Genomic DNA, 20427 nt, shown 5'->3' with positions numbered 1-20427 from the left:
AATGAGAGTACTATATAAAATTGGGATTTCTTTATTTACAGGTGTTTTGTTAACATCCTGCGTAGTAGGGAAAAAATATTCTCGAGCAGATTTAAATGTACCCGAAAAATATCGTGAAGAGGTAGTATTAACAGGAGATACGATTTTGCATCCCTGGAAAAATTACTATAAAGATCCATTGTTGGTTGATTTGATAGAAAAAGCCCTCGTTAAAAATAACGAAGTGCTTGTCGCTATGAAAAGTATGGAACAGCTTGACCTCAATTATAAACAAGCTAAATTATCGCTATTGCCAACGCTAGATTTTGATGCAAATGCGAGCCGTAGTTATCAGTCTAAAAATTCACTTAATGGTTCTTTGAGTGCGCAGTTTACCAGTAAAGATTATATGGATGACTATAATTCAAATCTTCGATTGTCTTGGGAAGCTGATATATGGGGTAAAGCAACTATGCAGAAAAAAGAGGCTAAGGCTAACTATTTTGCTCAAAAAGAGAATCTTTCGGCTTTAAAGACCAGAATTATTGTTCAGGTTGCTCAATCGTACTATAATCTTTTAGGATTGGATGAGCAACTTAAAATAGCACAGAGAAATATTGAATTGAGTGACAGTACGTTAAATATGATGAAACTTCAATATAATTCAGGAGCAATTAGTTCATTGGCGCTTCATCAGACAGAAGCTCAGAAAAAAACAGCTGAGTTATTGGTTCCTTTAGCGAAAACGAATATAGCAGTTCAGGAAAATGCATTGCAAATTTTATGTGGAGAATATCCAGATAAAATAGCACGATCAGGAAATCTTGAAGTGGCAGAATTTAGTGTTGGTTTACCTTCTGGGATTCCCGCATCGCTTTTAAGCCGAAGACCAGATGTAAAAGCTGCTGAATATGCTGTTATGTCAGCTAATGCTAAAACAGGATTAGCAAAAGCTACAATGTACCCAACACTGAGTTTGAGCCCTTCAATAGGAATTAATTCGTTTGAATTCGATAATTGGTTTAATTTTCCAGGTTCAGTTACGAAAACTATTGCCGCTAATTTAGCACAGCCAATATTTAGAAAACGTGCCTTAAGAACGGCTTATGAAGTGGCAGTTATAGAACAAGAGAAAGCAGTTATTCAGTTTAAGCAATCTTATATAACAGCTGTTGGAGAAGTGAGCGATGCAATGTCACAATTAAAATATGCCGATGAACGCATGGAACTTGCAACTGAAAAAGCAGTTTCTTTAGACAAAGCAACTTCTGATGCTACATTATTATATAAAAGTGGTATGGTAACTTATCTGGATGTTATTGTGGCACAAAATGGTGCCTTGCAAAATGATTTAGATGTTGTTACTATAAAATTAGAAAAACTAAATGCGGCAATAAATTTATATCGTGCTTTAGGAGGCGGAGTGCAATAAAATTAATTGTACACTGATTCTGTTATTAAACTTTAAATCAATTTATAAAATCTTGTATTTGAAACTTTATCGGAATTTCTATTGGTTTGTAAGTATAAAAAAATCCTGAAAATATTTCAGGATTTTTTTTTTTTTTGATAGGGTAGAAACTTAATCATATTGTTTCTTGCCTGTATTTTAGTGCATTTATGAAATTGAATTTATAAAGTAGTACGAACTTTAAGTATATAAAACAAAGCTCTAATATTTCTAAATCGTTTTGCTTTTTGCAATCTTTTCTTTCTTTTTAGGGAATTCTTCAGGAGCAGGTTCGCGATAAATTCCAGATGATATACTTTTTAAGAAAGCTTCAAGATCTTGTAGTTCTTGTTCAGTCAAATTTAATTTTTTCAATAAAGGTGAAGTTACAGGGAATAATTTGTCATTAACCTGATCACCTTTAGGTTTTATATTCGGCATTCCGGCATTATATAAATTCAAAACCCCTCTTAATTGAGGAAATAATCCATTGTGCATATAAGGTCCCGTATGTGTAATTTCTCTTAATGAAGGCGTTTTAAATTTTCCAACATCTTCAGGATTGTGTGTAACATAATATCTACCTAAATCTTCGTATTTTCGTTTGTAATATGTCAAACCAGCATTATGGAATTGATTGTCTGAGAAATAAGAAGAATTATGGCAATTAAGGCATCTAGCTTTTGTTCTAAATAAATGTAATCCGTTAACTTCTTTATCTGAAAGTTGTGTACTATCTCCCTCAATGAATTTATCAAAACGACTTTTTCGACTTACAATCGTACGCTCAAAAGTTGCAATAGCTTTTAGGATTTTTTCCTCTGTTACTTTTTCTTCCCCATAAGCGCTATAAAAAAACTTTTTGTATCCTTCTATCTTTTGAATATTCTTTACAGCAATATCCATATGGTTATTCATTTCTTTAACATCGGCAATAGGAAATTTTGCCTGCTCTTCTAAAGTTGCTGCACGTCCATCCCAGAAAAAAATCTTAGAAAAAGCAACGTTTATAATTGGCTTTGAATTTCGTGTACCTGGTGTTCTGTCATGTCCATTAGAAACGCGTTTTCCATCTCCCCAACCTAATTCAGGATCATGGCACGAAGCACAAGATATTTGTTGTGAACCAGACAACCTTGGGTCAAAGAAAAGTATTTTACCTAATTCTCTTTTTGCAAGTGAATAAGGATTATCTTCTGGAAATACAACATTCGGAAGTACTCCTAGATCTTCAAAATCAACAACTGAACTATCAATAGTTGGCTTAGGCCATTTACTGTGATCGCCACTGCTGTACAATTTTTTTAATTCCGCTATAGAATAATAGTTGTCATTATCAGGATTGTAATTTCTTACGGAAACTAATGTTATACTAAGTAATAAAAGGATTATTAGAACTGATTTTTTTTTCATTTTTGGGTAATATTGACTTTCAAATCAAAGGAATTGCAAAATTATAAATTATTATTTTTTGATTACCATAAAATTTAATAATTTATCGAAATCCCACCATTGAAGTAAGTGCTTGCTTTTGTATTTAAATTGGCATAGTACTCTAAATGTTTATTGTCTAATGCCGTTAATGTTTTATAATTTATAAAAAGTTGAAGTGTTTTTTTCTTAGGTAATTTGATATAATAATTAGCAACAATATTCGACTGTAATTTTGAAGTGCTATCATAAGCATGATCCGGAATAATCACATTATCTGCAAAAGAGGTATTTGATGAGGTGGGTACATATACCAGATCTTCGTTTAATGCAACATAATAATTCACACCAAATTCAAGGTTTAATTTGTTCTTTTCATTAACAAAAAGATCTTTATTAAATACTGCCTGAATTTCTAAAGTGTTTAATTTTTTATTTGTGTTGCCTAATAAATCAATGTATTTATGTTTAGCATAAGCACCAATTAGTTCAAAATTATAAATTACACGATCGTTTTCTTTTTTAATAATCCCGCTACTAAGTTGCAAACGATCTAAATTCATTCTGTAGTTTTGCCCGTTTTCTGCCACCGAAAAATTATCTCCCTGACCAGCACTATATTCTAATTGTAGCTTATAATCTTTAGACGCTCCGTCGTGATAATAATTCAATTTTGCAGTATTCGAATAAAAGCGATAACGGTACTGTTTTAAATCTTTTTGTATGTAAACATTACCATTAGCATCTTTTCTGTATAAATCCTCCATTGATTTGTTGAATTTATAGGTCACACCCAAACTGTTTCTATCATTCTGAAATTGGTATCCCAAACCAAAATTTTTATCAATTGTATTATAGATATACTTATTATAAGACGAATTAAAAACGACACGACCATATCCAGAAGAAAAAGTAGTGAATGTTTCTGGATAGGCAGGAGCATTTTGGGTATCATCGACGTAATCGATATCACCTGTTTCTGTTTTTTTTGACATTCCTACAGAACCAAACACACGATGATCTTTGTAAACATAACCGCCATGTAATTCTCCTCCATATTTACTCAGCGCAACTTGTGGGCGAGGGTCAATTTTTCGATAATTTTTACTATTGATATAAAAAACAGTTGCTCCCAACAATATATTATTTTCTAATTGATAAGATACACCTCCATTTAAGTTGTAATTTTGAATTTCCCAATTTCCTTTCTTTGGTGCGAAAAAATAATTAGGAGAAAGTACGTTCTGATTTTCCGTACGCTCTGTTGTAAGGTTATATCCTAAACCATCTTCACGTATTTGATTGTAAATAAAATTTCCAAAAAGTCGTAATCTAGGTTTTATATTGAAAATTCCATGTGTTGAAAATGAGTACTTTGTTGCCTTTTCAGCAGTTTGTACACGTTTAAAAGGCATTAGCTTTTGCTCAAAATCAATTTGAGTTTGTGTAAAATCACTTAAATTATGAGAGGTGAAGAAGAGGGGAGTTTCAAATAATTGAACCCCAATATCATTATAGAATGAGTTTTGATTGACCAATAGACTATCTTTAAGTTGTGCTTGTACAGTACAACTTAACAGTAGTAAAAAAAATAATATTGCTTTTTTTGAAATCATTTTTAAGATTCTAACTTGTTTAAAAAATAAAACTAACACGTTGTTATTTTATTCCTTTCTTTATAATTTAGTTTGCGAAACCTCTAGGATTTGCCATAGGCAATTTTACAAAATCATTAGCCGAATTATTACTGTCTTCTAAAATTCTGCGACCGTTAACAATGCTTTTAGTCTTTCTAATAACAGATTGCGAGTTAAATGCAGCATCACAATTCGTGAAAGAAGCATCTATTTCTGAAGGCAACATTTTTGGTCTTTGAGAACTAGGGTTAAAATTTTGTAAATCAACACCATCTATAATATCCTTTGTTGGTATTTGCAGAAAGAATTTAGTTTTACTATCTATTGTAGTTATTGATGGATCTGAGTAATCTGAAAATTTATTTAAATCATCAGTACGAAATATAATAAAACTATCTCTCCCAGGATTATCGATTAAGAAATCTTGATTACCGCTATCGTATCCAGCACGACCCCAATAGCCAATTTCCATATCCTTAACAGCTGGATTTTGAATATCATAACGATAAACATCTTTCCCTTTTGACAAAAGATAATCCCCTAAATACACTTCAAAATCAGCACCACTTAAATCAATAGTTAAATCTGGATTTTTCACACTTACAGGAATACCAGTATTATCAACTAAAGGAAATTTATGATTAATTGCCGTTTGAGCAATAACAATACTTTCTCCAGCTTTTATGGGGTATTGCGTTCCAGAACCAGGAATTCTTATAACATAATCGGCATAAACATTTTTTGTATTCGCATCAGATCCAGATGTCATACCAATTGATTTACTCCAGTCATACTGACCGTTTGCTAATGTAAAAGAGCTTTGGATAGTATTTATTTTACCATAAAGCTGACCAATATATAAACCATCAGCATAAATTACTTCGTTAGAGTTATTATAGATTTCAATAAACTGATCGCGAAATGATGCACCTTGTGATGCATGAGAACCAGCATAATAAATTTGTTTTATAACTAAATCTCCAATTCTTGCCGCTTTTAAATCAATATTGGTTGAGGTAATATTAGCGTTAACAGTTATATTTTCTTGTACCCCATTAAACGTCACCGTCTCAGTTGAAGGAACAAATTGAAACAAATCAGAAAACTCTTGACTTGTTAGCACTTTCGTTGCTGTTATATTATAAGTTCCTGGAAGAATATTTGTAAAACTAGCAATACCAGTAGTATTTGAAGTTGCTTTATAAGTATCTCCCGTGTTCGTATTCGTTAAAACGACATTTCCAGTATTGACAACTAAACCATTGTATTGATCCTTATCGTATTTTAAATTTACAGTAAAAGAAACTGGCTGTAAGTTAGTGCCACCTCCAAAATCATCATTGATAGTGCAAGAAAAAAAAGTAACTGCAATAGCAAATAATAGGATTATATTTTTCATAAAATTGAAGTTGTATTAAAATTTAAAATTGATATTCGATCTTGGTTCCAAAGGATAATTTCACCATGTCAGGTTTTATTCGTTGTTCATTAGTACCATTAACAAAGGCAATTTCTGTTTGTTTTAGATCTAAAAAATTATTGGCATAGAATGAAAATCTAAATCCATTAAGGAAATCTTTCGAAACTCGCAGATTAAAGTTATGATATACTTTTTGAAGCTCTCTGTCATAAACAGACTTTGTTTTCATAATATGTCCGTAAAGGGCAGTGTTGTTTTGATCTTCTTTAGGAATTAAAACCTTGTTTAAGTTCTGATCTAAATAGGCATACAATTCGTTGTCCTTACTATAATTATTATCGCTTATAATAAAATGCTCACTTCTAACTGCGATCACCATACCAATTTTAGGTAAATGGTAACTTATATTTCCTGATAAATTAAAACTTTTGTAATTTTCATCATAAGGTTTATATAGGCCATATTTCTCGGGTGTTTTCGCATTTGTAGAGCGATAATAACTATCGACATCATTACGATTTGTCGTTTGTACGTAGATTCCATTAAAATCAAAAGAGATGTTTCTAATAAAAGTTTTATCAAAATTCATAAAAAACTCGACACCTCTATCTTTCGATATGTATTTGTTTACCAATTGTGTTTGTAAATAGTAAAAAGGCGAATATCCTGTAATTGTATAAGTAGGTGTCTGATTTCCGTTATAGTTAATTTGCAGATCAGCAACCTGACGTGTTGTAGGAAGCTGCTGACTTGTAATTCCGTCATATAAATTATTATAAAACCCAGTAATGTTTACTGTAGCAAAAGGCAGTTTGTAATCAAAACCAATTTCTGAACGCAAACTTTTTGAAGGCTTTAAATTTTCATTATTAGGATAATCGATAAAAGTCTGAACAATCCCCAAATTATAATAACCTGGTAATCTGTAATCTCCTAAAACAGCATCATAATAGCGGGGACCAGTATAAACTTGATTTAAAGAAGGTGCTTTAGAGGTTAAACCAAACCCTCCTCGAATCTTAAAATCATCCTGCGCATAAGAGGTGTTAATACGTGGCGCTAAAAAAGAATATCCGTATTGATTATCATAACGTAAACCAGCGTCAATGCTTAAAGCGCTTCGATCCCAATTTTTTACGATATTGTCTTCAGCGTAAAGTGAAAATTGATATTCAGCCAAAATATTATCAGCATAATTATAAGGTCGGAAAGCCTGTCCAGATCCACCATTTCCATTTGTAAAAGCGCCATCCATCGTTTCTGGGCTTCCTAAACGTCCACGACCTTTATTATCACTCATTCTAATAGAAGTTCCATAAGATATATTATGTATCCAGCTATCTGTAGAGATAGATTTATGTAAGTCGGCAGATAAAAAAGAAGAAATAGGAATACCTTCTACTGCTTTTATACTAGTATAACTAGGTGATGTATAGCTTCCTTCGTAGACTCCTTCGGTAGTACTTGTACCTACTATCGTTCCGCCAATATTTACTACTTTTGATTCAAAAGTGTTTTGCTCGCCATAAGAAAAATTGAAATTTACATCTAAATTATCAAAATAACTTTCCGAAAAATTTATTTTGAAACGGTTTGAAATCGAGAGGTCTTTCTTTTTATTCTTAACGATCTTATCATCTGTACCTTCAGCTTCATAATTAACATTGTCATTATTAAAACCATAGTCAACAGAAAATGAATTACGAATGTTTTTGTTGGCCCAACTCCACATCAAACTTGTATTAACACGATCGTATTTCGTATAAGAAACGCGAGGCTCTGAGTTAGATTTAGTGTAATTTAGGCTAGCATTTAAAAAACCAAAATTATCACTGATTTTAAAGCCTTTAGAAAAACCATATTCGCTAGTTCCATCTCTCAAAGAAGCGTAAATTTTAAAAGGGGATTGTCCTGCTTTCTGTTCAATCTTAATTAATCCTGAAGTCAAATCACCATATTTAGCTGATGGAATACCTTGAACTACTTCAATCTTTTCGATATTTCCTGTTGAAATCTGTCTTAAATCTGCTCCAAAATTCGCATTAGAAAAATAACCGTTAAAATCATTGGCTGAAGGATCCCCAAAACCAATTAAATTAGGAGAGAATGGACCTGCACCATTTGCCCCATAGTTCCCCCCATAGGATTGCATATTTTCATTGTTTGAAATCGGTATTCCATCGACAACGACAGCGGTTCCAAAAGATTTGTTACCATATGCACTATTACTAATGGTATTTGGTCTTACTGTTCTAAAAGCAATGGTCTTAAACTCATTCATGTCAAAATTAGTAGTAGCCTGACCTGGTAATTGTTCTAAAACATCACTAAGAGAAAAAGCCTGTACCTGATTAATAGCTTCCCTTCCCAAGATAATCTCTGAGAAGTCTTTTCCTTTTCGGGCAGTAACAATAATTTCTTTTAACCTTAAATCATCATTTTCTAACTCTACAATTATAGGTTTCGAAACTTGTTCTTTAGTATATGTGATATTTTTTTCTTGTTTGCCCAATAAATGGAAATTCAAGTTAAATTGTTTGGTATCGTTTAATTTGATTTCAAAATATCCCTTTTCGTCAGTTATTGTCCATTTGTTCGATTCTACGTCCAAAACAGTAACACTTTGTAGCGGTTTTTGAGTTATGCTTTCAATAACATATCCTTTTATTAAGAGTTGCTGTGCTGAAATAGTAGTGGTAATAAAGAGGAATAAAAAAACGAAATATCTCAATTTAAAGTGTTTTAAAATTTTTGCAAATGTAAAACTTTTAAATTTATTTAGACTTAGACCAAATAGCTTTGTTTGGTTCTTTTGCCTTTTTCAGGATTAAATTAGCAATGGAATTCTTGTTTGTAAATATTTTCAGATATAAAAATGATGACTTATTAAAGACTGAATCGAAGTTTCTTTCGCATTTATCTTTCAGCCAGTTTTTTTACTTTTTTATTCATTGCTTCAAATCCTCGTTTGGTGTTATTATTCAGTGTTTTTTGAAGATTAGGACGAGAATACCAGTGAAATTTTCGTATTGTACAAGAGTTGTTGTGCCGTTTCCGTTGTCAGTAAGTTCAAAATTATGTTCTCCGTCAAAAAAACCTCTCATTATAAATATACCAAACCAACTTATTTTTTCGTTGACTTCAAAACCTGTAACTATCGCTTTAAACGTACTTGCTTTTACTTCCGGTGGCTCTATTCTAACTATAATTTTTTTTCCTATTTCAAAGTCACCTGTCAATGATGTAATAAACGGATTCCAATTAGGGTAGTTTTTAAAGTCAGTTAGTATTGCCCAAACTTTATTAGGAGTTGCGTTAATTACGATTTCGGTGTTTAATAAAAATGCCATTGTTGTTTTATTTGTTATTGTGATTAATACAACAAAGGTCTTACGTAAAACTGATTTTGCTCTTGACAAAAATCAAGAATTTAAGTCGATAGTTTTTTTCTAATCCTGCTAAAAGTTTCAGGCGTCATTCCAAGCATCGAAGCTATATATTGGAGGGGAATGTTATTAAATAAAATCTTATTGTTTTCAAAAAAATGAAGATATCTTTCTTCTGCCGACAAAGACAAATGATTCTGAATTCGACTTTCCATCATTGTTAGGCATTTAATCAAGAAAGTTCTTTCGAGTTTAGCCCAGTTAGGAACAAGACTTTCTATTTTAGTATAATCTTCTTTTGTAATAATAAACAGTTCTGTGTTTTCCAAAGCCTGAATTGTCCAATGTGAAGGACTGCTAAAAAAGAAGCTTGAAAAATCTGTACCAAAATATCCTGTTGTTGCTATCCATTGTGTAACCTCAATTCCGTTAGGGATTGTAAATATTCTTAAGAAACCAGATTTGATAAAACAAAATGTGTCACATATCCTTCCTTCCGTTAAGAGATACTCGCCTTTTTTTAAAGTTACCTGTTTAAAAAGAGAACTTACTGCGGTCAATTCGGAGGGCTGAATTATTTCAAAATGAGAATTTATATATTGTTCAAGTTCAGTCATAAGTTATAGAGGTGTTATAAAAATTGTGATTAACGGCAAAGCATTGCATTTTGAAAATAATCAAGAGGAGTGTCTGCCGAATACCTTTATCAAAGATAACAGAAGTTCTATTCATATAGGTGAAATTGGTTTTTAAGTAAAATAAGATATCTATCCTTGGTTAGCACTATTAAATTATAAAAAGACATACTATATATAGGTGTAAGTTTATACTATATAGGTGTAAGTTTTATCAGGAGCTCAATCCCACTATACATTTCAATCTTTTATGTCGAACCCCGTCATAAAAGGATTTCCATTTCTATTGGGGCTAGGGTAGTAGGTTTTATATTATATAAGGGTGTCTAGAGAAGTAAGAGTTGAATAGTATATATATAGGAAGGATTGTTGTTTCTTATTGTATATAAGGAATAGAATTTACTTTGATTGTTGTTTTAAGGTATTGAGATGAGGTTTGGTTAAGAAAGCGTATCAAAAAAGAGTTCTTCTTAATGAGAATCACGTAATAATTGCACTAAGAACTTAGAGGTTTTTATCAAAAACGCATTCTGATTGCGATAATACTCACAAAACCCAAAAACACCCAAACAGTAAGGTATGAGTTATCAATGCATTAAGAAATAAACGTAAAATAAACATAAAAATGCGATCGAAAAGTATTGTTTATCTATAAAAAGGTGGTAGTTTTGCACCCGCAACAAACAAGACGTTCACTGACACACTGGCAAGCAAAACAATCGGATTTAGAAACGAAAGTTTCTAAAAAAAAAGATTAAAAAAAGCTTGTGAGTTTGGAAAGCGAAAGTTACATTTGCACCCCGCAAACGAAGTTTATCGAACACTTCTTTAGATAAGAGTTAAGTGAGATAAAACAACGGAAGTTCCTTGAAATACTGCTAAGAAAAACGAAGAAAACGGAAACGAAAGTTTCTAAAAAAAAAACTTCAAAAAATCTTGCCAGTTAAAAAGAAGTTCATTACTTTTGCACCCGCTTTGAGAAACAAGCGAACAAAAATAAGTAGACAAGTTCTTAGACATATTGAATTGACAGCCGTTTCGAAAGAGATTTCGAAACAAAGAATAAAGAGTAATAGAATCGCAAGATTTGAATAAGACCGATAGAATCTGAAGTCGCAATATAATATAAAAATATACGATGAAGAGTTTGATCCTGGCTCAGGATGAACGCTAGCGGCAGGCTTAACACATGCAAGTCGAGGGGTATGCTTCTTCGGAAGTAGAGACCGGCGCACGGGTGCGTAACGCGTATGCAATCTACCTTTTACAGAGGGATAGCCCAGAGAAATTTGGATTAATACCTCATAGTATTATTAAATGGCATCATTTTATAATTAAAGTCACAACGGTAAAAGATGAGCATGCGTCCCATTAGCTAGTTGGTAAGGTAACGGCTTACCAAGGCTACGATGGGTAGGGGTCCTGAGAGGGAGATCCCCCACACTGGTACTGAGACACGGACCAGACTCCTACGGGAGGCAGCAGTGAGGAATATTGGACAATGGGCGCAAGCCTGATCCAGCCATGCCGCGTGCAGGATGACGGTCCTATGGATTGTAAACTGCTTTTATACAGGAAGAAACCCTGGTTCGTGAACCAGCTTGACGGTACTGTAAGAATAAGGATCGGCTAACTCCGTGCCAGCAGCCGCGGTAATACGGAGGATCCAAGCGTTATCCGGAATCATTGGGTTTAAAGGGTCCGTAGGCGGTTTAATAAGTCAGTGGTGAAAGCCCATCGCTCAACGGTGGAACGGCCATTGATACTGTTAAACTTGAATTATTAGGAAGTAACTAGAATATGTAGTGTAGCGGTGAAATGCTTAGAGATTACATGGAATACCAATTGCGAAGGCAGGTTACTACTAATATATTGACGCTGATGGACGAAAGCGTGGGTAGCGAACAGGATTAGATACCCTGGTAGTCCACGCCGTAAACGATGGATACTAGCTGTTGGGAGCAATCTCAGTGGCTAAGCGAAAGTGATAAGTATCCCACCTGGGGAGTACGTTCGCAAGAATGAAACTCAAAGGAATTGACGGGGGCCCGCACAAGCGGTGGAGCATGTGGTTTAATTCGATGATACGCGAGGAACCTTACCAAGGCTTAAATGTAGTTTGACCGATTTGGAAACAGATTTTTCGCAAGACAAATTACAAGGTGCTGCATGGTTGTCGTCAGCTCGTGCCGTGAGGTGTCAGGTTAAGTCCTATAACGAGCGCAACCCCTGTTGTTAGTTGCCAGCGAGTCATGTCGGGAACTCTAACAAGACTGCCAGTGCAAACTGTGAGGAAGGTGGGGATGACGTCAAATCATCACGGCCCTTACGCCTTGGGCTACACACGTGCTACAATGGCCGGTACAGAGAGCAGCCACTGGGCGACCAGGAGCGAATCTATAAAACCGGTCACAGTTCGGATCGGAGTCTGCAACTCGACTCCGTGAAGCTGGAATCGCTAGTAATCGGATATCAGCCATGATCCGGTGAATACGTTCCCGGGCCTTGTACACACCGCCCGTCAAGCCATGGAAGCTGGGGGTGCCTGAAGTCGGTGACCGCAAGGAGCTGCCTAGGGTAAAACTGGTAACTAGGGCTAAGTCGTAACAAGGTAGCCGTACCGGAAGGTGCGGCTGGAACACCTCCTTTCTAGAGCCCTATATGTTAGCAGTAATGCACGTTAGGGAAAGAAGACGAAAGATTTTAAAGGTTCATCTCTAAAGATTATATTACTCTGCTGTTAGTTCAAATAATAAATTTAAGTAAAAACAGAGTCTCGTAGCTCAGCTGGTTAGAGTACTACACTGATAATGTAGGGGTCGGCAGTTCGAGTCTGCCCGGGACTACTATTTAAACTTAAATAAAAGGAAATTTTAGAAGTTGAGCATTTATGAGCGAATTCATAACTCATAATTCATCATCATTTTAAAAATGGGGGATTAGCTCAGCTGGCTAGAGCGCCTGCCTTGCACGCAGGAGGTCAACGGTTCGACTCCGTTATTCTCCACAGGTCAATCCCTTAATTGGGTGCGATAAAAGTTCATTGACATATTGAGATAAGAAAATAATAAAAAGTAGAAAGCGTTTTTATTAGCGATAATAAAAACAAAAAAAAACGGTCATATTAATTTATGATTGGTACAATAAGCAAAATAAGGGCGTATGGGGGATGCCTTGGCTCTCAGAGGCGATGAAAGGCGTGATAAGCTGCGAAAAGCTACGGGGATCGGCACACACGAATTGATCCGTAGATACCTGAATGGGGCAACCCACTATGTTGAAGACATAGTACACCGATAGGTGGGCAAACCCGCTGAACTGAAACATCTAAGTAGGCGGAGGAGAAGAAAACAAAAGTGATTCCGTAAGTAGTGGCGAGCGAACGCGGATTAGCCCAAACCAATGTTGTTACGGCAATGTTGGGGTTGTAGGACCACGATATTTGTTGCACAAAGAATTAGAATCTACTGGAAAGTAGAACCACAGAGGGTGATAGTCCCGTATAGGTAATGAGTGTAAATGATAGTGGTATCCTGAGTAGGGCGGGGCACGTGAAACCCTGTCTGAATTTGGCGGGACCATCCGCTAAGGCTAAATACTCCTGAGAGACCGATAGTGAACCAGTACCGTGAGGGAAAGGTGAAAAGAACCGTGAATAACGGAGTGAAATAGATCCTGAAACCATACGCTTACAAGCGGTCGGAGCCCTTTCGTGGGGTGACGGCGTGCCTTTTGCATAATGAGCCTACGAGTTAACGTTGCTGGCAAGGATAAGTGGTTAAGCCACGGATCCGTAGCGAAAGCGAGTCTGAATAGGGCGCTTTAGTCAGTAGTGTTAGACGCGAAACCGTGTGATCTACCCATGGGCAGGTTGAAGCTGTGGTAACACACAGTGGAGGACCGAACCGGTTGACGTTGAAAAGTCTTCGGATGACCTGTGGGTAGGGGTGAAAGGCCAATCAAACTCGGAAATAGCTCGTACTCCCCGAAATGCATTTAGGTGCAGCGTTGTGCATAAAGTTATATAGAGGTAGAGCTACTGATTGGATGCGGGGGCTTCACCGCCTACCAATTCCTGACAAACTCCGAATGCTATATAATGTTTCACAACAGTGAGGGCTTGGGTGCTAAGGTCCAAGTCCGAGAGGGAAAGAACCCAGACCATCAGCTAAGGTCCCCAAATATATGTTAAGTTGAAAGAACGAGGTTTGTCTGCCCAGACAGCTAGGATGTTGGCTTGGAAGCAGCCATTCATTTAAAGAGTGCGTAACAGCTCACTAGTCGAGCGGACGAGCATGGATAATAATCGGGCATAAACATATTACCGAAGCTATGGATTTACAATTAATTGTAAGTGGTAGGGGAGCATTCTAACAGGGTTGAAGGTGTGTCGTAAGGCATGCTGGACTGGTTAGAAAAGAAAATGTAGGCATAAGTAACGATAATGCGGGCGAGAAACCCGCACACCGAAAAACTAAGGTTTCCACAGCTATGCTAATCAGCTGTGGGTTAGTCTGGTCCTAAGGCGAACCCGAAAGGGACAGTCGATGGCTAACGGGTTAATATTCCCGTACTACTAATTACTGTGATGGGGTGACGGAGTGATGAAAGCGCCGCGAACTGACGGAATAGTTCGTTGAAGTACCTACCTATAAGATCTGCAGGCAAATCCACAGATTTTGGGGAAATACGATAGTACTCGGAGACTTCGGTTGAAGAGATAGTGCGCCTAAGGGCTTCCAAGAAAAACCTCTAAACTTCAGGTAATTAGTACCAGTACCGTAAACCGACACAGGTAGTTGAGGAGAGAATCCTAAGGTGCTCGAGAGATTCATGGCTAAGGAATTAGGCAAAATAGACCTGTAACTTCGGGAGAAAGGTCGCCAGCAGCAATGCTGGCCGCAGTGAAGAGGTCCAGGCGACTGTTTATCAAAAACACAGGGCTCTGCAAAATCGTAAGATGAAGTATAGGGCCTGACACCTGCCCGGTGCTGGAAGGTTAAGAGGAGATGTTATCTTCGGAGAAGCATTGAATTGAAGCCCCAGTAAACGGCGGCCGTAACTATAACGGTCCTAAGGTAGCGAAATTCCTTGTCGGGTAAGTTCCGACCTGCACGAATGGTGTAACGATCTGGACACTGTCTCAGCCATGAGCTCGGTGAAATTGTAGTAGCGGTGAAGATGCCGCTTACCCGCAGTGGGACGAAAAGACCCTGTGCACCTTTACTATAGCTTAGTATTGACCTTGGATAAATGATGTGTAGGATAGGTTGGAGACTGTGAAGTGGCGTCGCTAGGCGTTGTGGAGTCATTGTTGAAATACAACCCTTTGTTTATCTGAGGCCTAACCCCGTTATTGCGGGGGACATTGCTTGGTGGGTAGTTTGACTGGGGTGGTCGCCTCCAAAAGAGTAACGGAGGCTTCTAAAGGTTCCCTCAGTACGCTTGGTAACCGTGCGTAGAGTGCAATGGCATAAGGGAGCTTGACTGAGAGACATACAGGTCGATCAGGTACGAAAGTAGAGCATAGTGATCCGGTGGTTCCGCATGGAAGGGCCATCGCTCAAAGGATAAAAGGTACGCCGGGGATAACAGGCTGATCTCCCCCAAGAGCTCATATCGACGGGGGGGTTTGGCACCTCGATGTCGGCTCGTCACATCCTGGGGCTGGAGAAGGTCCCAAGGGTTGGGCTGTTCGCCCATTAAAGTGGCACGCGAGCTGGGTTCAGAACGTCGTGAGACAGTTCGGTCTCTATCTACTGTGGGCGCAAGAAATTTGAGTGGATCTGATTCTAGTACGAGAGGACCGAATTGGACAAACCTCTAGTGTATCTGTTGTTCCGCCAGGAGCACCGCAGAGTAGCTACGTTTGGAAGGGATAAGCGCTGAAAGCATATAAGCGCGAAACCCACCACAAGATGAGATTTCTTTTAAGGATCGTGGGAGATGACCACGTTGATAGGCTATAGATGTAAAGGCAGTAATGTCATAGTCGAGTAGTACTAATAATCCGTAAGCTTATGTACGCCTTTTCCCCCGATGCAAGTCGGGGGGAGAAACTTTCTAAAAAATTATTTTTTCTTTATCTCAGTGTGTTAAGATATTATTGTAATTATTAATTATCAATTGTTAATTGTTAATTTTTATTACAAAAGTTGCCTAAAGCAACTAACGACCTTAAGGTGGTTATTGCGGCGGGGCTCACCTCTTCCCATCCCGAACAGAGTAGTTAAGCCCGCCTGCGCAGATGGTACTGCAGTTATGTGGGAGAGTATGTCGTCGCCTTTCTTTAGAATCCTCATCATGAATTTGATGAGGATTTTTTTTTGTCCAAAACTTTTTGGGAGATAAGGCAAAAGGCAATCCCGATAGCTATCGGGAGCAAAGCTTCGCAAAGTTTAATGACTTTGCGAGCCTTTTTTTCTTTGTGCTCTTTGCGAGAATCCAAAAAAAGTTTTATACTGTTCAGGCTTTATTGTTTTTGATTGTATGGAATATAATTTTCCCATTGCCAAGGAGTATAAATATCTCCAATTGAAGTTTCTAGTAATTCTTTAAAAATCCCCCTGCGTTGTCGCTATTACTTAAAATTATGATTCCTATGCCAGCTTGAGGATAAATGATTGAGTAATGTTGAAAACCGCTTCCATATCCTTCCTTAAAAACTCCTGGTCCGTAAGGCGATTGTAATACTCCCCAGCCAAGTCCGTAACCAAGATTAATTCCATCATTAGCATTGGATTCTTTTGTGCTTAATGGCCCAAACTGTTTAATAGATTTAATTTTAATTTGTTGAGTAAACATTTCTTTTGTTGTAATAGGATTAAGCAATTGGTTAGTAAGTAAGGCTTTGGTAAAAAGAGTGTAATCATTTAGTGTAGTTTCTAAGGTACTGGCAGATCTTGCATCATTATCTTTATCTTTTTCGTATAATTCTCCTTTTGAATTATGACCAACACAATAATCTTTTTCAAACTTTGGTTTCCATTTATAAGATGAATTTTTCATTTTTAAAGGATTAAAAATATTTTCTTGCATCATTTCTTCTAAAGGTTTATTCAGGTAATATTCTAGTACAACTTGTAGATATACTAATCCTTCTCCAGAATAGCTGTATCGAGAACCAGGAGTGAAATTAACTCTCAATTTTTCGTCAGACTCGTACCATCTCCAGTTTGGGAATCCTGATGTATGATCTAGACACATTCTAGCTGTTATTTTTTGATAAAGTGTATCTCGTTTGAGGTCTTGGTAGTTGTCATGCCATTTTTTGGTTGGTTTATATTCGTAAATTGGTTTAGGTAAATAATCTTGCAAAGGTTTATCTAAATCCAGAATACCATTCTGAACAAGTATCATTACCATAGTAGCAAACACAGCTTGCTTAAAGAAGCCCCGTAGATATTGGTTTCATTTTTTATGAGCTCCTTAGTAAGGGCATTTTTATAACCAAATATCTTTTTGTAAACGACTTTATTTTTGTTGAAAATTGCTATAGCTAATCCCTCTACATGAGCCGATTTTATTAGAGATTCAATTTTTGTATCTAAATTAGCTACTGATATTTTTTTCTTGTCAAGCTTAACAATATCTTGACCAAAACAATTTAAAGAAAAATGAAATAGAAGTAAAAGTAAAAGTGTAAAGAGGGAGTTTTTTATTTTCATAATGTGGCTTTTAAATTATGTAAATATTTTGCAGTTAAATACTATCTTTATTTTAAGAAGGATTTTTAATTTACTAAGATAAAAAAAATGTATTGAAAAAAAAATGATTAATGTGTTTTAAATCAGTGTTTTGTGTTTTGTTTTTTAATATTGAATGATTATTTTATTAGCTTATTCTTAGTAAAATTATATTCATAAAGTGATTCCATTTTTTATCAATGGACTGTCCCAGATACCAGAAAACTTATTATTGTGTTCGCTAAAATCTCCTGTCTATTGATAAAAAGAGGCTACTTCATAAAATAGACTGCACCCAAAAGTTTAGACAAATTTATAATTAATTTTGATAATGATGAGCTCGATATTGTATCGGGCTCATTCCTTTTAAATTCAGTTTGATTCTTTCATTATTGTAATATTTTATATATTCTATAATTTCCTTTTTTAGATGATTTATGTCTTTAAATTTCATAATATAAAATAGTTCTGATTTTAATATGCCAAAGAAATTTTCTATAACTGCATTGTCTAAGCAGTTTCCTTTTCTTGACATACTCTGCACTAATCCTTTCTCCTTCAAAAGCTGATGATATCGCTTCATTTGATACTGCCAGCCTTGATCGGAGTGTAATATTAAATTAGTATCATTTGATATTCTTCGAAAAGACTTTTTAAGCATATTGGTGATTTGATTAAAATTTGGTCTTTCAGATAAATCATAACTTATTATTTCCCCATTGAAAAGATCAATTATAGGTGATAAGTACAATTTATTACCTGAGATATTAAACTCAGTTACATCGGTAGCCCATTTTTGATTGGGTTTATCAGCCTTAAAATTGCGCTGCAATATATTAGGAGCTATCTTTCCTTGTTCTCCTTTATATGATCTGTACTTCTTGATTCTGATTAAACTTTTTAATCCTAAAATTTTCATCAATCGCAACACTGTCTTGTGATTAATTAAAATTCCTTTTTGCTTGATTAATAAAGTAATACGCCTGTAACCTAATCTACCCTTATGATGATTGTAAATCTGTTTAATCAAATCTTTAACATCTTTGTATTTATCAATTACTTGACTTCTTTTTTCATAGTAATAATAAGTACTTCTAACCATGTTCGTACAATTTAACAAGAGGTCTAAATCATATTTATGCCTTAGTTCCATTATGGTTTGAGCCTTTTGTTTTGATTGGCTTGTTCGGCTTGAACTAAGGCGTTGAACTTTTTTAAAATTTCGTTCTCAGCTCGTAAATACTCCAGTTCCTTTAAAAGTTCTTCTTCCCTAGTTAAGGGTTTGTCTGTTTTTCTCTGTTTTCTCTTAAAATTCATAGATCTGGGTCTTCCTTTAGGTTTAGATGATAATCCCTCTAAACCAAAGTTAGCAAAATCTCTTTTCCATCTGATAATAATTGAGTCTGAAGGAATGTTAAATTTTAAACGAGCTTCCCTTAGTGATAATAAATCCTTATCTATTGATAGTAATACTTTTTGTTTAAAATCAATGGAATAGACACGATTCTTCCGTGGTAACAATCCGATTGTTCCATATGCTCTGTAAAAGCTAACCCATCTACGAATATTTGACTCACTAATACTCTTTTCATTAGATACCGCTTCACTGGAGTATCCTTTCTCGATAACTAACCTTACACATTCAAGTTTGAATGCGTAATCATACTTGACTTTTCTTTCCATAAAAATGCCCCCAAATAGTGTCTAACTTTTTGGGGGCAGTCTAAAATGAAGTAGCCTCTTATATTTTGTAAAGATTCCTTTAATTCAACTTTTAATATAAATAATTTAGAGCAGTAACATCGTTAGAATTGAAGGCTCCAGTTTCACTTGAACTGAAACAAGCTCTCATGTATGAAGTTGCATCATATCCTGTAGGTGTTCCTGGGATATGAATTGCTCCAACACCAGCAGTTCCTTCGTTTGAATTTTGTCCACAACTTTGACGGCTAAACCAATCAGTATGGCGTAAACCAATGCAATGACCAATTTCGTGTGCCGCTACGTGTGCATTTACACCTACTGAGTAAGTATCTAATCCAGAATATAATGTAACTGAGCTATAAGGTGCTCCTCCAGAAGGAAAACCAGCTACACCACCAGCAGATCCAATTTGTCTTTTTACAACAATGTCTGCACCTGCGGTACTTGAACTAAAGGTTAGAGTAAAGTTAATAGATAATCCTAAGCTATTGTATCTATTTACTGCCGCTTGCAATCCTGCACGCATATTTGTAGATAGAGCTGATGTACCAGTTCCTGATAATCCAACAACAGTAATAGTTTGTGGAGATACTAAATTGGTAGTGCGGTATTGTTCTGTTGTGATTCCTCCTTGGAGATTCATTTTGTTTAATTGATCTGGTGTCATGATAATACATCCTTCAATCAAGAATGCATCTTCTGTAGAACCATCTAGTTTTGTGTTTTTGATCACTTGAACATCTGTACTATTCAGTGAAAGTTCTCTAAGTTTATTTAACACATCCGGTGTTACTTTGAGAGCTTCTTGCTTTGATTGATTTGAGTCATCGTCTTTGTTACAAGATAATAGCGTTAATGCCATAAACGATAAGGCTAAAATTGATTTAATTGTTTTCATTTAATAGTTTTTTGGGGTTAGTTTAATAGTTTGATTTATAGGGGCTTTACAAAACATTAGTACTATATTACTATCAAATTTATATAATTTTAATCAAAAAAATACTTACAAAAAATATGATTTAACAAAATTAACAATTTTTGTTAAATTATTTTATACACCTTTTTTATAATATTTATCTGATAATCATTGTGAGCCCAGC

At 35.6% G+C, this 20427-nt stretch carries 11 protein-coding genes, 2 tRNA genes, 3 rRNA genes and 1 pseudogene; 6 read left to right on the top strand and 11 right to left on the bottom strand.

Going from position 1 to position 20427, the window contains the following annotated elements; translation table 11 throughout:
- Position 1: 1 nt before the first annotated feature.
- Complete coding sequence (locus EAG11_RS11640) at positions 2 to 1411, top strand: efflux transporter outer membrane subunit (protein WP_129539327.1); 1410 nt, start codon at positions 2 to 4, stop codon at positions 1409 to 1411.
- A gap of 249 nt (positions 1412 to 1660) precedes the next feature.
- Here EAG11_RS11640 and EAG11_RS11635 read toward each other — a convergent pair whose 3' ends face one another.
- The 6 genes from EAG11_RS11635 to EAG11_RS11610 form a co-directional block, all read right to left on the bottom strand.
- Complete coding sequence (locus EAG11_RS11635; protein WP_129539326.1) at positions 1661 to 2842, bottom strand: cytochrome-c peroxidase; 1182 nt, start codon at positions 2840 to 2842, stop codon at positions 1661 to 1663.
- A 74-nt stretch (positions 2843 to 2916) separates the two neighbouring features.
- Positions 2917 to 4476: a DUF6850 family outer membrane beta-barrel protein gene (locus EAG11_RS11630; RefSeq protein WP_129539325.1), complete on the bottom strand. Its 1560-nt coding sequence runs from the start codon at positions 4474 to 4476 to the stop codon at positions 2917 to 2919.
- A gap of 67 nt (positions 4477 to 4543) precedes the next feature.
- Positions 4544 to 5896 carry a DUF4876 domain-containing protein gene (locus tag EAG11_RS11625; protein WP_129539324.1) on the bottom strand — a complete coding sequence of 451 codons (1353 nt, stop codon included), beginning with the start codon at positions 5894 to 5896 and terminating at the stop codon, positions 4544 to 4546.
- Positions 5897 to 5918: 22 nt separating this feature from the next.
- On the bottom strand, positions 5919 to 8648 hold the full coding sequence (locus tag EAG11_RS11620; RefSeq protein ID WP_129539323.1) for a TonB-dependent receptor domain-containing protein: 2730 nt from the start codon (positions 8646 to 8648) through the stop codon (positions 5919 to 5921).
- Positions 8649 to 8898: 250 nt separating this feature from the next.
- Positions 8899 to 9267 carry an SRPBCC domain-containing protein gene (locus tag EAG11_RS11615; RefSeq protein ID WP_242499151.1) on the bottom strand — a complete coding sequence of 123 codons (369 nt, stop codon included), beginning with the start codon at positions 9265 to 9267 and terminating at the stop codon, positions 8899 to 8901.
- 80 nt (positions 9268 to 9347) lie between these two features.
- Positions 9348 to 9920: a Crp/Fnr family transcriptional regulator gene (locus EAG11_RS11610; protein ID WP_129539322.1), complete on the bottom strand. Its 573-nt coding sequence runs from the start codon at positions 9918 to 9920 to the stop codon at positions 9348 to 9350.
- Between the two features lie 1153 nt (positions 9921 to 11073).
- Here EAG11_RS11610 and EAG11_RS11605 point away from each other — a divergent pair.
- From EAG11_RS11605 to rrf, 5 genes are all read left to right on the top strand, one after another.
- Positions 11074 to 12587, top strand: a 16S ribosomal RNA gene (locus tag EAG11_RS11605).
- Between the two features lie 123 nt (positions 12588 to 12710).
- A tRNA-Ile gene (locus EAG11_RS11600) sits at positions 12711 to 12784 on the top strand.
- An 87-nt stretch (positions 12785 to 12871) separates the two neighbouring features.
- Positions 12872 to 12945, top strand: a tRNA-Ala gene (locus tag EAG11_RS11595).
- Positions 12946 to 13079: 134 nt separating this feature from the next.
- A 23S ribosomal RNA gene (locus tag EAG11_RS11590) occupies positions 13080 to 15964 on the top strand.
- Between the two features lie 152 nt (positions 15965 to 16116).
- Positions 16117 to 16226 (top strand): 5S ribosomal RNA (gene rrf / locus EAG11_RS11585).
- Together the 16S, 23S and 5S rRNA genes with 2 tRNA genes alongside form the textbook arrangement of a ribosomal RNA operon.
- 255 nt (positions 16227 to 16481) lie before the next feature.
- Here rrf and EAG11_RS11580 read toward each other — a convergent pair.
- From EAG11_RS11580 to EAG11_RS11565, 5 genes and pseudogenes are all read right to left on the bottom strand, one after another.
- A complete protein-coding gene (locus EAG11_RS11580; RefSeq protein ID WP_207209595.1) occupies positions 16482 to 17303 on the bottom strand; it encodes a serine hydrolase in 822 nt (273 codons plus the stop codon).
- Entirely contained in the window at positions 17297 to 17605 is a 309-nt protein-coding gene (locus tag EAG11_RS21940; protein ID WP_207209594.1) for a hypothetical protein, read from the bottom strand. The genes EAG11_RS11580 and EAG11_RS21940 overlap by 7 nt, the downstream gene beginning before the upstream one ends.
- A 337-nt stretch (positions 17606 to 17942) precedes the next feature.
- Positions 17943 to 18782 (bottom strand): annotated as a pseudogene (locus tag EAG11_RS11575) (IS3 family transposase); the annotation flags it as partial.
- Positions 18776 to 19306, bottom strand: coding sequence for a helix-turn-helix domain-containing protein (locus EAG11_RS11570; RefSeq protein WP_129538344.1), 531 nt, complete (start codon positions 19304 to 19306; stop codon positions 18776 to 18778). The gene EAG11_RS11570 and the pseudogene EAG11_RS11575, both read right to left, overlap by 7 nt.
- 91 nt (positions 19307 to 19397) lie before the next feature.
- A complete protein-coding gene (locus EAG11_RS11565; RefSeq protein WP_129539321.1) occupies positions 19398 to 20225 on the bottom strand; it encodes a M57 family metalloprotease in 828 nt (275 codons plus the stop codon).
- Positions 20226 to 20427 lie beyond the last annotated feature (202 nt).

This window comes from Flavobacterium sp. 140616W15 (assembly GCF_003668995.1).
GTDB lineage: Bacteria > Bacteroidota > Bacteroidia > Flavobacteriales > Flavobacteriaceae > Flavobacterium.
The sequence above is the reverse complement of the archived record's forward strand: the minus strand, read 5'-3'. Positions and strand labels throughout refer to the sequence as shown.